General features: G+C 71.9%; 14 protein-coding genes and 1 riboswitch. Of the genes, 5 read left to right on the top strand and 9 right to left on the bottom strand.

The window, feature by feature from the left end; genetic code table 11:
* Nucleotides 1-26: 26 nt before the first annotated feature.
* The 3 genes from ACIQI8_RS35525 to ACIQI8_RS35515 form a co-directional block, all read right to left on the bottom strand.
* On the bottom strand, nucleotides 27-953 hold the full coding sequence (locus tag ACIQI8_RS35525; RefSeq protein ID WP_402359978.1) for a GNAT family N-acetyltransferase: 927 nt from the start codon (nucleotides 951-953) through the stop codon (nucleotides 27-29).
* A gap of 84 nt (nucleotides 954-1,037) precedes the next feature.
* Nucleotides 1,038-1,508: a carboxymuconolactone decarboxylase family protein gene (locus ACIQI8_RS35520; protein ID WP_402361323.1), complete on the bottom strand. Its 471-nt coding sequence runs from the start codon at nucleotides 1,506-1,508 to the stop codon at nucleotides 1,038-1,040.
* A 76-nt stretch (nucleotides 1,509-1,584) separates the two neighbouring features.
* On the bottom strand, nucleotides 1,585-2,196 hold the full coding sequence (locus tag ACIQI8_RS35515) for a TetR family transcriptional regulator (RefSeq protein ID WP_402359975.1): 612 nt from the start codon (nucleotides 2,194-2,196) through the stop codon (nucleotides 1,585-1,587).
* 105 nt (nucleotides 2,197-2,301) lie between these two features.
* On the opposite strand from ACIQI8_RS35515, the gene ACIQI8_RS35510 reads away from it, so the two are divergent.
* From ACIQI8_RS35510 to ACIQI8_RS35500, 3 genes are all read left to right on the top strand, one after another.
* Nucleotides 2,302-2,988, top strand: coding sequence for a class II aldolase/adducin family protein (locus ACIQI8_RS35510; protein WP_402359972.1), 687 nt, complete (start codon nucleotides 2,302-2,304; stop codon nucleotides 2,986-2,988).
* Nucleotides 2,985-3,911, top strand: coding sequence for a carbohydrate kinase family protein (locus ACIQI8_RS35505; RefSeq protein WP_402359969.1), 927 nt, complete (start codon nucleotides 2,985-2,987; stop codon nucleotides 3,909-3,911). Before ACIQI8_RS35510 ends, ACIQI8_RS35505 begins: the two co-directional genes overlap by 4 nt.
* A gap of 242 nt (nucleotides 3,912-4,153) precedes the next feature.
* Nucleotides 4,154-5,638 (top strand): MFS transporter, encoded by a 1,485-nt coding sequence (locus tag ACIQI8_RS35500; RefSeq protein ID WP_402361320.1) that lies wholly within the window; start codon nucleotides 4,154-4,156, stop codon nucleotides 5,636-5,638.
* A gap of 21 nt (nucleotides 5,639-5,659) precedes the next feature.
* Here ACIQI8_RS35500 and ACIQI8_RS35495 read toward each other — a convergent pair whose 3' ends face one another.
* On the bottom strand, nucleotides 5,660-6,553 hold the full coding sequence (locus ACIQI8_RS35495) for an EamA family transporter (protein ID WP_402359966.1): 894 nt from the start codon (nucleotides 6,551-6,553) through the stop codon (nucleotides 5,660-5,662).
* Between the two features lie 68 nt (nucleotides 6,554-6,621).
* Here ACIQI8_RS35495 and ACIQI8_RS35490 point away from each other — a divergent pair, with 68 nt between their 5' ends.
* Nucleotides 6,622-7,482 (top strand): LysR family transcriptional regulator, encoded by an 861-nt coding sequence (locus ACIQI8_RS35490; RefSeq protein WP_402359963.1) that lies wholly within the window; start codon nucleotides 6,622-6,624, stop codon nucleotides 7,480-7,482.
* On the opposite strand, the gene ACIQI8_RS35485 is transcribed toward ACIQI8_RS35490, so the two are convergent.
* From ACIQI8_RS35485 to ACIQI8_RS35465, 5 genes are all read right to left on the bottom strand, one after another.
* Nucleotides 7,457-8,305, bottom strand: a complete 849-nt coding sequence (locus ACIQI8_RS35485) for a LuxR C-terminal-related transcriptional regulator (RefSeq protein WP_402359960.1) — start codon at nucleotides 8,303-8,305, stop codon at nucleotides 7,457-7,459. The two genes, ACIQI8_RS35490 and ACIQI8_RS35485, sit on opposite strands and share 26 nt — an antisense overlap.
* 122 nt (nucleotides 8,306-8,427) lie before the next feature.
* Nucleotides 8,428-9,645 carry a GDSL-type esterase/lipase family protein gene (locus tag ACIQI8_RS35480; protein WP_402359957.1) on the bottom strand — a complete coding sequence of 406 codons (1,218 nt, stop codon included), beginning with the start codon at nucleotides 9,643-9,645 and terminating at the stop codon, nucleotides 8,428-8,430.
* A gap of 33 nt (nucleotides 9,646-9,678) precedes the next feature.
* Complete coding sequence (locus tag ACIQI8_RS35475; protein ID WP_402359954.1) at nucleotides 9,679-10,248, bottom strand: TetR/AcrR family transcriptional regulator; 570 nt, start codon at nucleotides 10,246-10,248, stop codon at nucleotides 9,679-9,681.
* A gap of 138 nt (nucleotides 10,249-10,386) precedes the next feature.
* Nucleotides 10,387-12,051, bottom strand: a complete 1,665-nt coding sequence (locus ACIQI8_RS35470; protein WP_402359951.1) for an NlpC/P60 family protein — start codon at nucleotides 12,049-12,051, stop codon at nucleotides 10,387-10,389.
* Nucleotides 12,052-12,059: 8 nt separating this feature from the next.
* Nucleotides 12,060-12,234, bottom strand: a riboswitch (cyclic di-AMP (ydaO/yuaA leader).
* 215 nt (nucleotides 12,235-12,449) lie between these two features.
* Complete coding sequence (locus tag ACIQI8_RS35465; protein ID WP_402359948.1) at nucleotides 12,450-12,839, bottom strand: DUF5997 family protein; 390 nt, start codon at nucleotides 12,837-12,839, stop codon at nucleotides 12,450-12,452.
* Nucleotides 12,840-12,897: 58 nt separating this feature from the next.
* Here ACIQI8_RS35465 and ACIQI8_RS35460 point away from each other — a divergent pair, with 58 nt between their 5' ends.
* Nucleotides 12,898-13,692, top strand: coding sequence for a LysR family substrate-binding domain-containing protein (locus ACIQI8_RS35460; protein WP_402359945.1), 795 nt, complete (start codon nucleotides 12,898-12,900; stop codon nucleotides 13,690-13,692).
* The last annotated feature ends 8 nt before the right edge of the window (nucleotides 13,693-13,700 follow it).

The following is a 13,700-nucleotide window of genomic DNA, read 5'->3' as shown; positions in this document are numbered from 1 at the left end:
GGTCGGTCGCCCACCACCGTGACGGTTCAGCGCAGCACCGTCTCCCATGTGTCGACCGCGTAGTGCACGCCCATGCCATGGCGCGCGTACAACTCCGGCGCGCCCGTGGCATTGGACGTGTCCACCCCGAGCCCCACCGTGTCCCGGCCCCGCGCCGCGAACGTCGCGAACGCGTGGCGCAGGAGGAGGCCGCCGAGGCCACGCCCGCGTGCCTCGCGCAGAACGCCGATGCTGCGGATCCAGCCCATGGCCTCGCGGTCGTCACGGGCCAGCAGGAAACCGGCGTCCCCCAGGTCGTCGGTGGCGACGATCCAGACCAGGTTCCAGTCGAGCGCCTCGGCGTCGACGTCGGACAGCCACTGGCCGTGGTCGCGCGGCTGGAAGTCGAAGTGCTCGGCGAAGGTGGCCTGGTAGAGCTCGTACACCCGCAGCCGGTCGGCCTCGGTCGTGCACGGCCGTACCCGCACTCCGGCGGGTACCTCCGGAGCGGGGTCCCGCGCGGGGTCAACGTCCTTGCGCAGTACGTGATATCGGCGCACGACCTGCCAACCCCGCGCCCGGATCAGCTCGGTGTCCAGCGTGGGCGCCACGTTCAGGTGCAGATGGACCACGGCGCGCTCGGCCCCGTTGTCCCGCGCTTTCTCCAGCGCCCTGGCCTCCATCGCGTCCAGGATGCGGACGCCGGCCTGCTGGTGCTCGGGCAGCACGTAGTGGTCCACGTCGATCCGCTCACCCCCCGACTCGTCCCACAGCAGCCCGTACGCCACCAGCCGGTCTCCCTCGAAGACCAGCCAGGAGTCGCGCGTGAGGTCGGCCTCCGGATGCTTCAGATCGGCCTCCACCTCGTGCAGGTCGGTCTCGGGCCGGCCGATCTCGATCCGGTCGATCTCGTTCAGGAGCGCGGCGACGGCGGGCGCGTCGGAGAGTTCGGCGGGGCGCAGACGGGAGGGCATGAGGATCAGGGTCCGGGGGAGCGGAGCCGGTCGCAACAGATTTTCGCGTACGGGCCTGCCGCCTGCCGCCCGATCGGGGCGATGTCAGCCCGCGGGACGTACCGGATGCTTGCTCATGATCGACACACGGTTGAAGGCGTTCATGGTGATCGCCACCCAGATCACCGCGGAGATCTCGTCGTCGGTGAGAGCCGCGCGGGCGGTCGCGTAGGCCGCCTCCTGCGCGCCCGCGTCGGCGACGTGGGTGGTCGCCTCGGCGAGGGCGAGCGCCGCGCGCTCCCGGTCGGTGAACAGCTGGGCGTCGCGCCAGGCGGCGAGCACGCCCAGTCGCTGGGTGCTGTCACCCGCGCGCAGCGCGGCCCGGGTGTGCACGTCGAGGCAGTAGGCACAGCCGTTGAGCTGGGAGACCCGCAAGTTGACCAGTTCGACGAGCCTGCGGTCCAGGCCCGCCTCGGCGGCGACCGCACGCGTCGCCTCGGCCGTCTCGACCAAGGCGTGGTAGGCCTTCGGGCTCTGCTTGTCGACGAAGACCCGCCCCGCGGGACCCGCTGCCATGTTGCTCAACCTGGGCTCCTTCGAAAGACACGGTTCCGTGCGCACGGTTCCTTGTCATGAAATCACCCCGTGTCCGTCACTGATCGCGGCGGCCCCCGTAGCGCTCCTCCAGTGCCGCGAGATAGCCGCGCAGCATGACCTTGGCCTCCTCCAGCAGCGCCGCGTCCCCCTCCGGGTCGCGGCGGAAGGCCTCCTGCGCGAGCGCGTCGGCGGTCAGCACCGCCGCGTGGCAGGCGCGCGGCAGCGAGTCGTCGTCCCGGGCGACCCCGAGCGCGACCAGGACCCGGCCGATGCCGTCCGCCATACGGAGCTTGTGCTCACGGTCCGCGGCCCGCGTCCGCTCGGTCAGCCCGCTGCCGAACCACAGGGCCCGGAAGCCGTGTTCGGTGCGGTAGAGCCCCGCGTACGCGTCCACGAGCACCCCGACCGGATCGCCCCAGCGCTGCTCCGCCGCCCCCTGGACGAACCCCTCCATGAGGGCCTCCAGCTTGCCGAAGTAGCCGCTCGCCAGGGCATCGATGATCGCGTCCCGGTCCGGCAGGTACTGGTACAGCGAGCCGATCGACACCTTGGCCTCCGCCGCGACCCGGGTGGTGGTCAGCGCCTCGACCCCCTCCTCGACCAGCAGCCGCTCGGCGGCCTCCAGCACCCGCGCCAACCGCGCCTTGCTGCGCGCCTGTTGGGGCATACGACGCAGGGGAGCGGACCCCACGGACTCCGCGGCCGGCTCGCCCACGCACTACCTCCGAATGTGAACGTGACTTTGTTTCACGTTTAGGTTACGGTCCCGCACATGACCGACTCAAGCGCGGTGCTGGGTCAGGAACGCGCCGCTGTGGCGGACTCCTGTCGCCGGCTCGGGGCCGCGGGCCTGCTCATCGGCACGGCCGGGAACGTCAGCGTACGCGTGGAGGGGCTCGTCGCGATCACCGCGACCGGAGCGGTCCTCGCCGAACTGACCCCGGACCAGGTCACGGTGGTCGACCTCGACGGAAAGATCGTCGACGGCACCCTGGAACCGACCTCCGAACTCGACCTCCACCTCGGCGTCTACCGGCGCTACGGCACCGGCGCGGTCGTCCACACCCACGCCCCGATGGCCACCGCCCTCTCCTGCGTCCTGGACGAACTGCCCTGCATCCACTACCAGTTGCTCGCCGTGGGCGGCACCGTCCGGGTCGCGCCGTACGCCACCTTCGGCACCCCCGAACTCGCCGAGTCGGTCATCACCGCACTGGACGGCCGCAGCGCCGCGCTGATGGCCAACCACGGCGCGCTCACCCACGCGCAGACCCTCGAAAAGGCCGTCGAGCACGCCCTGTTGGTGGAGTGGGCGTGCGGTGTCTACCAGCACGCCGCCGCCCTCGGACCGCCGCGCGTCCTCGACGAACAGCAGCAACTCGCGGTCATCGAGGCCGCGATCGCCCGCGACTACGGCACCACCCACCCCGTACCACCCGCGCAGGAGGGAACCTCATGAACGTCGTCACGATGGGCGTGCACGTACTGGACGTGCTGGTGCGGCCGGTGGAGGCCATACCCGAGGGGCAGGGCGCCACCCTGGTCGACGACATCAGGATGACCGCCGCCGGGACGGCCGCCGGCACCGCGCTCACCCTGGCCAAGCTCGGCGCCTCGGTACGCACGGCGGGCGCCATCGGCACCGACCCGACCGGCGACCTGCTCGTCCAACTCCTGGACCGCGCGGGGATCGACACCGGCCTCCTCGTCCGCCGCACCGACACCTCCACCTCGGCCACCGTCCTGCCGATCCGCCCCAACGGCGACCGCCCCACCCTCCACCTGCTGGGCGCCAACATCACCTACGGTCTCGACGACGTGCCCTGGGGCGCGGTCGCCGAGGCCACCCATCTGCACCTGGGCGGACCGGAGTTGATCGGCGCCGAGGTCGCCGCGCGTATCCTGGCGCACGCAAAGGAACACGGCGTGGTCACCTCCGTCGACCTCCTCGCCCCCGGCGAACTGGGCACCTTCGACCAGATCGAGCCGCTGCTCCCGTACGTCGACTTCCTGCTCCCCAACGACGACCAGGTCCTCGGTTTCAGCGAGGAGACCGACCTCCTCACCGGTGCGCGCAAGTTCCTCGCCGCCGGCGCCGGACTCGTCGCGGTCACCCGCGGCGCCGACGGCGCGCTCCTGGTCACCGCCGAGGACACCGAGACGGTCCCCGCTTACGCGATCGACGTCGTCGACACCACCGGCTGCGGCGACGCCTTCTCGGCCGGCTTCCTGCGCGCCGTGAGCCTGGGCCGCACGCCCCGCGAGGCCGCCGTACTCGGCAGCGCCGCCGCCGCACTGGTCGCGCAGGGCCTCGGCAGCGACCACGGGGACTTCGACCTGACCGCCGCCGACGAGTTCGCGGCGACGCACAAGACGCGCTGACGCACAGGACATGTGCTGACGCGCTGTCGGTGGGGGCGTCATCGCCCGTTCCGGGCGAGATGCCCGTTCCGGTGGTGACGCCCACGGCACCGGCGTACGGTCGAACAGTGGACGGAACCGTTCACTGATCCGACTCCCCGCGGGGCTTCGCTCCCGGGAGGGCGACGCACATGAGCCAGAGCGCACAGCCGACCTCTTCGTCGCAGGCCACCGCCAAGGACACCGGCGGTGGCGGAAACGGCATGGCGCTGCTGGTCATCGCGTCCTGCCAGCTGATGGTGGTCCTGGACATCACCATCGTGAACATCGCGCTGCCGGACATCCAGCGCTCGCTGGACTTCTCCACCACCAGCCTGTCGTGGGTGGTCAACGCCTACACGCTGACCTTCGGCGGCCTGTTGTTGCTGGGCGGCCGGGCCGGCGACATCCTCGGCAGGCGGCGCGTCTTCGTCTTCGGTGTACTGCTCTTCGTGCTGGCCTCGCTGCTCGGCGGGCTGTCCCAGAACTCCGGCCAACTCCTCGCCGCCCGCGCCCTCCAGGGCGTCGGCGGCGCCATCGCGTCCCCGACCTCGCTGGCCCTGATCAGCACCACGTTCCGCGAAGGACCCGAGCGCAACCGGGCGTTCGGCGTCTTCGCCGCGGTCTCCTCGGGCGGCGGCGCCATCGGACTGCTCGCCGGCGGCATGCTCGTCGAGTGGCTCAACTGGCGTTGGGTCCTCTTCGTCAACGTCCCCATCGGCCTGCTGATCGTGCTCGCAACTCCCCGCTGGATCAAGGAGTCCGAACGTCACCCCGGCCGCTTCGACGTCACCGGCGCGCTCACCTCCACCGTGGGCATGGTGCTGCTGGTGTACGGCTTCATCAGAGCCGCGCAGGAGGGCTGGCGCGACGCGTTCACGCTGGCCTCGTTCGCGGCGGCGGTCGTCGTCCTGGTGGCGTTCGTCCTGATCGAGCGGCGCTCCAGGCAGCCCATCACCCCGCTGCACATGTTCGCCGACCGCAACCGCGCGGGCACGTACGGCATCATGCTGAGCCTGTCCGCCGCGATCTTCGGCATGTTCTTCTTCCTGACCCTCTTCGTCCAGGACGTGCTGGGCTTCAGCCCGTTGGAGGCAGGCCTCGCCTTTCTGCCGGTGAGCGCGGTCATCGCGGTGGGCGCGGGCCTGGCCTCCAAGTTCCTTCCCGTGTACGGCCCCAAGCCCTTCATGGTGATCGGCGCGGTCCTCGCGGCGGCGGGGCTGGCCTGGCTGACCCTCACCGACGTGCACTCCACCTACGCGGGCAGCATCCTCGGCCCGATGCTCGTCTTCAGTCTGGGCATGGGCATGGAGTTCGTCGCGCTCACGTTGATGGCGCTCTCCGACGTGCCGGTCGCGGAGTCCGGCGCGGCCTCCGGACTCCTCAACGCCACCCAGCAGGTGGGCGGCGCGCTCGGACTCTCCATCCTGGTCACGATGTTCGGCACCGCGAGCAACAACGAGGCGAAGAAACAGGTACGCCAGTTCCTGGCCCAGGCGACTCCTGCCGAACGCCTCCAGTTCCGGCGCACCGGCCAACTGCCGTCCCCCTGGTCCGACGAGGTCCTCACCGCCGGCGTCTCCGCCGCGTTCGTCATGGCCGCGATCTTCACCCTGGTCGCCGCCCTCGTCGCCGTGATCGCCATCCAGGTCCGCCCGTCCGACCTGGAACGCCTCAAAGGCGGCCCGACCATGCCCGGGCAGAGCTGAGAGCCGTAAGCCGTACGACGGTCACGTCCGCCGCGTGGCGATGCTGAGCGCGTTCGCCATCACGACCGCCCCGATGCTCGCCCACTCCGCCCACCCGAGACGCTGCCCGAGCCCCACCAGTCCGACGACCGCCGCCAGCACCGGATTGACGCTCATGAACAGCCCGAAGGCCTGCGCCGGCACTCGCCGCAGAGTGAACAGATCGGCGAGATACGGCACCGCGGAGGACAGCACACCGGCGACCACCGCGCAGCCGACCGCACCCACGGTCGGCGGCTGCCGCAGCACGACGACGACCCCGACCGGCAGGAACATCAGCGCCGACACGGCGGCAGCCGCCGCGGACCCCTGAGCGCCCGGCAACCGCCGGCCCACGGTCCGGTTGAGCAGGATGTACGAGGCCCAGCAGACGGCGGCGAGCAGCCCCAGCGCCATCCCCACGTAATCGGCCGAGGGCCGCGGCCGCATCAACGCCACCGCGCCCACCGCCGCGATCACCGCGCAGCAGGCGTCGATCGGGCGCCGTGCCGCCACGAGCGCGACGGTCAGCGGACCGAGGAACTCCAGGGTCACCGCAAGGCCGAGGCCGACGCGGTCGATGGCGGTGTAGAGGGACAGGTTCATCGTCCCGAACACCAGCGCCAACAGCAGCACCGGCCACCACTGCCCCCAGGTGAAGGACCGCAGCCGGGGCCGCCCCACGGCCAGCAGCACGGCCGCGGCGACGTACTGCCGTACCGCGACCACACCGACCGGCCCGAGCACGGGAAACGCGAGGGAACCGATCGCGGCGCCGGTCTGGTTCGACAGTCCGCTGCCGACCATCGTGGCCACGCCGGCGAGGCGCAGCCGATCGGCGGCGGGGGGCGTAGGGGCAGGGTGGACCCGGGCGGGCGTGGCGGGTGCGTCCGGCATGCTCCGATCGTGCTCCGTGGCCCTCGATGCGCAAAATGCGTCCGGCCGGAGATCTATACGCTGGAGTCATGGATGCGGATGTGGAACTCCGGCAGCTGCGCTGTCTCGTCGCCATCGTCGACGAGGGCAGCTTCACCGACGCGGCCATCGCACTCGGCGTCTCCCAGGCCGCCGTGTCCCGGACCCTGGCCTCGTTCGAACGAGCCCTGGGCGTACGGCTGTTGCGGCGCACCTCGCGCGAGGTGGCGCCGACCCCGACGGGACTGCGGGTGCTCGCGCAGGCCCGCCGGGTGCTGGGCGAGGTGGACGACCTGGTGCACACGGCCACCTCCGGGCACACCACCCTCCGCATCGGCTACGCCTGGTCGGCGCTCGGCCGGCACACGCCCGCCTTTCAGCGCCGCTGGGCGCAGACCCACCCCGCCACGGACCTGCACTTCGTCCGCGTCAACTCCACCTCGGCCGGCCTGGTGGAAGGCGCCTGCGACCTGGCCGTCGTCCGCAGGCCGCTGGACGAGAAGCGTTTCGACAGCGCCATCGTCGGCCTGGAACGACGTCTGTGCGCCCTCGCCGCCGACGATCCGCTGGCCCGGCGCCGGTCCGTCCGGCTCGCCGACCTGTCCGGGCGCGTCCTGCTGATCGACCGCCGTACCGGCACCACCACCACGGACCTCTGGCCGCCGGACGCTCGCCCGGCCACCGAGGAGACGCACGACGTCGACGACTGGCTCACCTCCATCGCCGGCGGCCGGTACGTAGGCATGACGGCCGAGTCGACGGCCAACCAGTACCCGCGCCCCGGCGTCGTCTACCGGCCGGTGCGCGACGCCGAACCCATCGCCGTCCGCCTCGCCTGGTGGCGCGACGACCCGCATCCCGCCACCCCCGCGGCGATCGAACTCCTCACCGCCCTCTACCGCGGCGACTGAGATCACGGGCAGGGTGCTGCTCGGACCGGCCGCGGGACAGGGCGGGCGTGGGGACGAGGCCGAGCTGCTGGGCGCGCAGGACCGTGCCGAGGCGGTCGCGGGTGCCGAGCTTGCGGTAGATGTTCTCGACGTGCTTGTGGACCGTACGGTCCGAGATGCCGAGCCGTCGGCCGATGGCGGTCGCGGTCAGGGCATCGGTGAGGAGCAGCAGGACGGTTGTCTCCCGGGGCGTGAGGCCGCCCGCCGCGGCCGGTTCTCCGACGACGGCCGGGGCGGCCAACTGCCGCCACTGCATCAGCAGTTGCCGCTGCTGCTCGACGGCTGCAATCAAGGGTTGCAGCAGTTGGGCCGTGCGGACGTGGTCGTCGGTGAAGTCCTTGCCGGAGCGGTAGACCATGCACCCGGTGATGGGGGTGGTGACCTGCGGCAGCGGGACCGCCAGCACATGGTCCATGTCCATGGTCGCGTCGAGCAGTTGTGCCGTGGGGCTCGTGGACCACTCCCGGCCCGCCGCCGCGCGGGCAGTGCGCGGAGTGCGGTCCGGGCCGGTGGCGTAGTGGTCGGCGAACGGATAGCCGGAGCGGAGCAGACCCAGATCCTCGTCCCCGAGCGCGTCGAGCCGGTCGGCGATGCCGGGCGACATGCCGACCGTGCCCGCGCGTTCGCTCCAGTCGTCCAGCTTGTAGACCAGCAGCTCACCGCCGCACAGCTCGGGCAGGGCATTGGCCAGCAGCGGCCACAGGCGCTCCGGCTCCCTCTCGTGGAGCGCCCCGACGGCCACCGCCAGCATCCGTTCATAGGCCTCGCCCGGCCCCTGTGCCACGTTCCTTCTCCGCTCGTTCGCCGCGTACGCAGTTCTACCCATACCGGCGACGTCCAGTGGTGCCCGAGACTTTCGTCGTCCGTGCGGGCCGCCGGTACGGGGGAATGGCGGCCCGCACGGTCTCACATCCGAACCGGCGCCGCAGCCTCGGGACGCGCCTGCGCGGTGCCGAAGACGCCCTCCGTCGCGAAGACCAGTCCCGCGAAGCGCTTGCCCATGCTGCGGTGGGTGGCGGCGTCCGGGTGGAGGTCGTCGGGCAGCGGCAGTTCGGCGAAGTCGTCCTCGCCGTACAGCTCGCGTCCGTCGAGATAGTGCAGGTTGGGGTCGTCGGGCCGGCGCCGTTCCACGATCCGCGCCAGTTCGTCCCTGATGACGTTCAACGTCAGCTTCCCCTCGGCCACTTCGGCCGGATCCCCCATCGCCTTGAACCGCAGCCGCCCGTCGGCCAGCGCGTCGAAGTCCGCCGCGCTGGGACCGGGCGTGTCCTCGTGGATGGGGCACAGGATGGGGGAGACGACCAGCAGCGGAGTGGTCGGATGGCCCTCGCGCACGGTGTCGAGGAAGCCGTGCACGGCGGGCGTGAAGGCACGCAGCCGCATCACGTCGGTGTTCACCAGGTTGATGCCGATCTTGACGCTGATCAGGTCGGCCGGGGTGTCGCGCAGGGCCCGCGCGGTGAACGGGTCCAGCAGCGCGCTGCCGCCGAGCCCGAGGTTGATCAGCTCCACCCCGCCCAGGGAGGCGGCGAGCGCCGGCCAGGTCGTGGTCGGCGTGCCGGCGAAGGAACCGTGACTGATCGAACTCCCGTGATGCAGCCACACCGGGCGACCCGGGTCCGGCGCGGGCTCGACAGGAGCGTCGGTGCGCAGCGCGACGAGTTCCGTGGCCTCGTCGTGCGGAAGCCAGATCTCGACGACCTTCGAGTCGCCCGACAGCCCGTCGAAACGGAGCGTGCCGATCTCTCCCCGCCGGACCTCGGCGGTCCCCCTCTCCATGTCGATGGTCAGGGCGTTGCCGCCGGGCACACTGCCCCGACCGGCGGGGCGGCCGTCGACGAGCAGGTCGTACACGCCGTCCGGGCGGAGCGGGGCGCCGACGTAGACGCGCTTGGTGGGCAGCGTGTCCAACTCGACGGCGGTCGCGCGGGTGCGGAACACCAGCCGCACGCCGGAGGGTTGGGCCTCGACCATGGCCAACTGCGGGTCGTCGCACTGGGCGCGGGCCCGCGCGGGCAGCCGGTGCGGCAGCACCCCGTGCTCGGTGTGCTCGACATCGAGGGCGCCGCGCAGCAGTTCGGCGGTGATGTAGGTGGTGGTCCAGTCGCGCTGGGGGGTGTCCATGGTCTCAACCTGTTGATAGAGGTGGGTGGTTGGTCAGGGCGCCGGCCAGTTCCGCAACAGTGAGTCGAGGGCGTCCAGAGTGCGGGTCCAGCTCTCCTGCGAGTCGGGGGCGCTGTGACTGAACCCGCCCGCCAGCTCCAGACTCACGTACCCGTGAAAGACGCTGCCGAGCAGTCGGACCGCATGTGTCTCGTCGGGTTCCGTCAGGTCGTAGCCGCGCAGGATCGCGCGGGTCATCTGCGCGTGCCGGACGCCGGCGCTCGCGGCGGCCTCCTCGGGGGCCAGCCGCAGTCGGGCCGCGTCGTAGCGGCCGGGGTGGGCGCGGGCGTAGTCGCGGTAGACGTTCGCCAGCGCGACCAGAGCGTCCTTGCCGGCCCGGCCCGCGAGCGCCGCGGCGGCCCGGTCGGCCATCTCCTCCAGGGCGAGCAGCGCGATCCTGGTCCTGAGGTCCTGCGAGCTCTTCACATGCGAGTACAGGCTCGCGACCTTGACGTCGAATCGCCGCGCGAGCGCCGAGACGGTCACGTGCTCGAAGCCGACCTCGTCGGCCAGCTCGGCACCCGCCCGCGCCAGCCGCTCCGCGGACAGTCCCGCACGCACCACAGCCGCTCCTCCCGTTGGGCTTCCGTGCTGCCGAGTATGCGTTTACCTAAACCCTTTAGGCAAATGGCTGCACGATTTAGCCGGACGGGGGAGCGGCTGAGCGGGATGCCGGCGGATACCGGTGGGTGCCGGTGGAGGTCAGACGGGACGCACGGCGATGCGGACCGCGGCCTCCCCGGCGTAGTACACGGACTCCTCGCGTACGCAGGTGCCGGGGCCCGGGGCGTGGACCATCATGCCGTTGCCGGTGTAGATGCCCACGTGGCTGAAGTTGTCGTTGTAGAAGATCAGGTCCCCGGGCCGGCTCTCGGCGAGGGGCACGACCGTACCGGCACTCGCCTGCTCCTGCGCAGCCCGCGGCAGGGCGACCCCCGCAGCCTTCCAGGCGGTCTGGGTGAGACCGGAGTCGTCGTACGAGCCAGGACCGACCGAGCCCCACACGCACGGCCTGCCGATCTGCGCACGGGCGAAGGCGATCGCCCGCTCGGCCTTGCTGCCGACGGCGGGCCCGGTGTCGGCCGGGACGCCGGTGTCGAGGACGCTCGACTGCCAGCTCTGGGCGGGCATCGCGCCGGTGTCGAGCGCGCTCGGCTGCCAGGCCTGGGCGGCCGGCACTCCGGTGTCCAGCACGCTGGGCTGCCAGTTCTGTGCGGGGATCGCGCCGGTGTCGAGGACGCCGGGCTGCCAGGACTGTGCGGGGATCGCCCCGGTGTCCAGCACGCTGGGCTGCCAGTTCTGTGCGGGCATCGACCCCGTCTCGTAGGCGGTCGGCTGCCAGTTCTGTGCCGGTGTCGCGCCGGTGTCCAGGGCGCTCGGCTGCCAGGACTGCGCGGGGATCGTCCCGGTGTCGTACGTGCTGGACTGCCACGTCTGTGCGGGGATCGCCCCGGTGTCGTAGGCGCTCGGCTGCCAGGTCTGGGCGGCCGGCACTCCTGTGTCCAGGACGCTCGGCTGCCGCAGTCGCCACTCCTCCTCGGCCCTGCGCTGGGCCTGCTGCGCCGTGTCGGACCACGGGGCGGCGGCCGGGAGGGGCGCGGCCTCGATCGCGAGGGCCGGTGCGGTCCGCTGTCCGGTGTACCGGGCGAACAGCTCACGGGCCGCGGCGAGCTTGCGCTGGTTGCGCTCCTTGGCCGTCCGGAGCGCAACCTGGCGGGTAGGTGTGGCCGGGGCTGCCGGGGGCAGTCCGCGCAGGACCGCGGGCTGGAGTTCAGGTCGGGGTGTGGAGGCGGCGGCCAGGGCGGGCACCGCGCGGCCCGTCAGTGCCGGGGCCGGGCCCGCGGGCAGCTCCGCGACCGGGCCCGCCGTCAGTTCCGCCACCGGGCGGCCGGTGGGGGCCGCGGGCAGTTGGGGCACGTCACGCCTGCGCTCGATGAGGTCGTCGCCGGGGCGCGCGGGCCGGGGCATTGCGGGGCGGGCGGGCATCCGGTCGGCCGGCAGCACCGCCGGAGCGGTCGGCCCCACCGAGCTGCGGGCCGCGTCGAACCAGCGCCGGGCGACCTTGTCGAGTTCGGGGTCCGAGGTCTGGCGCGGGATGCTGCCGGTCTGGGCGCCGCGGCCTCGGGTGCCCGCGGTCATCGCGCGGGTCGCGTTGAAGTTTCCGGTGTCGCTCTCGGCCCGGTCGTAGAGGGTGCTGACCCGTTGCTGGACCTCTTCGCGGCTCGGGCCGTCATCGGCGGCCTGGGGTGCGGCATCGGCGGTCTGCGAGAACAGGGCCACCGAGGTGAGAGCCGCCGTCGCCAAAGCGGAGTTGCGCATGCCGGGCTGGCCGAAGCCTCCCGCGCGCGGCATTCGTTCCGGCGCCATGGGAGCCGTACTCCTTCCGTACTCCGCCTACCGAGTTAGCTGTCGGGTTCGGGCGGTCACGATGTGGAAGGCATGCCCTACGGCCCTTGCCCCGAAGGGCAGTTGGGCCGATTCACCCCATGAATCGGTGGGTCCCCGGCTCCGGCTGCCACAGGGGCGAGCCGGACTCAGCGGAGGTCGCTCGACCCGACGGGGTCCGCCGGAGAGAGTCACGCGACCTGAGAATCAACTTAACCAACTTGTGTGCCCTGTGTGAAGGTTGAAGCGCGATATGTCCGATACGCTTTTGTGACCTTCGTCTTAATGGACCGTCAGAACTGGTTTCTGTGTACACACAGGTCCCGACCGGCGACTCACCGTGGCCGGAACGGGATCAGGACCCGGATCGTCAACCGGATTCAGGAACCGGCTTCGCGCTCCGCGTCCCGCTGCTTGAGGCGCGCCGCCTCCTTGCGGACCTCGGCCTGAGTGGCGCGCTCCTTCTCCAGCCACTCGGGCGCGTCCTGCTTGATGGCCTCGATCTGCTCGGTGGTGAGCGCCTCGGTGATACCGCCGCGGGCGAGACCCGAGATCGAGATCCCCAGCTTCGCCGCGACCACCGGACGCGGGTGCGGCCCGTCGGCCCGCAGCGCGCGCAGCCACTCGGGCGGATTCGCCTGGAGCTCGTCGAGCGTGGCGCGCGAGACGTCGCCCTCGCGGAACTCGGCGGGGGTGGCTTCGAGGTACACACCCAGCTTCTTCGCCGCGGTGGCGGGCTTCATGGTCTGGGTGCTCTGGTGCGACTTCATGGTGTCCAGGGTATCGATCGTGTGAGAGCCCGCCGACCACGGACGGTAATCTGGCGGGGTGACAGGCTCCGCAGACCCCGAGGCATCCCCCACGTTCCGGCTGGCATACGTCCCGGGAGTGACGCCCGCCAAGTGGGTGCGGGTCTGGAACGAGCGGCTGCCCGACATCCCCCTCGTCCTCAGCCAGGTCGAGGCCGCCCAGGCGCCCGAGCTGCTGCGCGCCGGTGCGGCTGACGCGGCCTTCGTACGGCTGCCGGTCGACCGTACGTTCCTCAGCGCGATCCCCCTCTACACCGAGACGACGGTCGTCGTAATCCCCAAGGACCACGTGATCACGGCGGTGGAGGAGGTGACCGTGGGCGATCTCGCCGACGAGGTCCTCTTCCACCCCCTGGACGACGTCTTCGACTGGGACCGGCCGCCCGGGGAACCCGCCTTCGAGCGCCCCCCGACCACGGTCGACGCCATCGAACTGGTCGCGGCGGGCGTGGGCCTGCTGATCGTGCCCCAGTCCCTGGCCCGGCTCCACCACCGCAAGGACCTCACCTACCGTCCGGTCGTGGACGCCCCGGAGTCGAGCGTGGCCCTGTCCTGGCCCGAGGACGCCACCACCGACCTGGTCGAGGACTTCATCGGCATCGTCCGCGGCCGCACGGCCAACAGCACCCGGGGCCGCAAGGCCGCCGACCCCGAGCCGAAGACGAGGCGAGCCGAACCGACCACCGCCCGTCGCAAGCCCGCGACGCCCTCGAAGCCGACGGCCCGCGGTGGCCGGGGCGGTACGGGCGGTGGTGCCAGGGGCGGTGGCGCCAAGGGCGGTGGCAGGCGGGGCAAGCCGCGCGGCCGGTCCTAGTCCACGTC

Origin of the sequence: Streptomyces sp. NPDC092369 (assembly GCF_044755245.1) — a bacterium.
Lineage (GTDB): Bacteria > Actinomycetota > Actinomycetes > Streptomycetales > Streptomycetaceae > Streptomyces.
The sequence above is the reverse complement of the archived record's forward strand: the minus strand, read 5'-3'. Positions and strand labels throughout refer to the sequence as shown.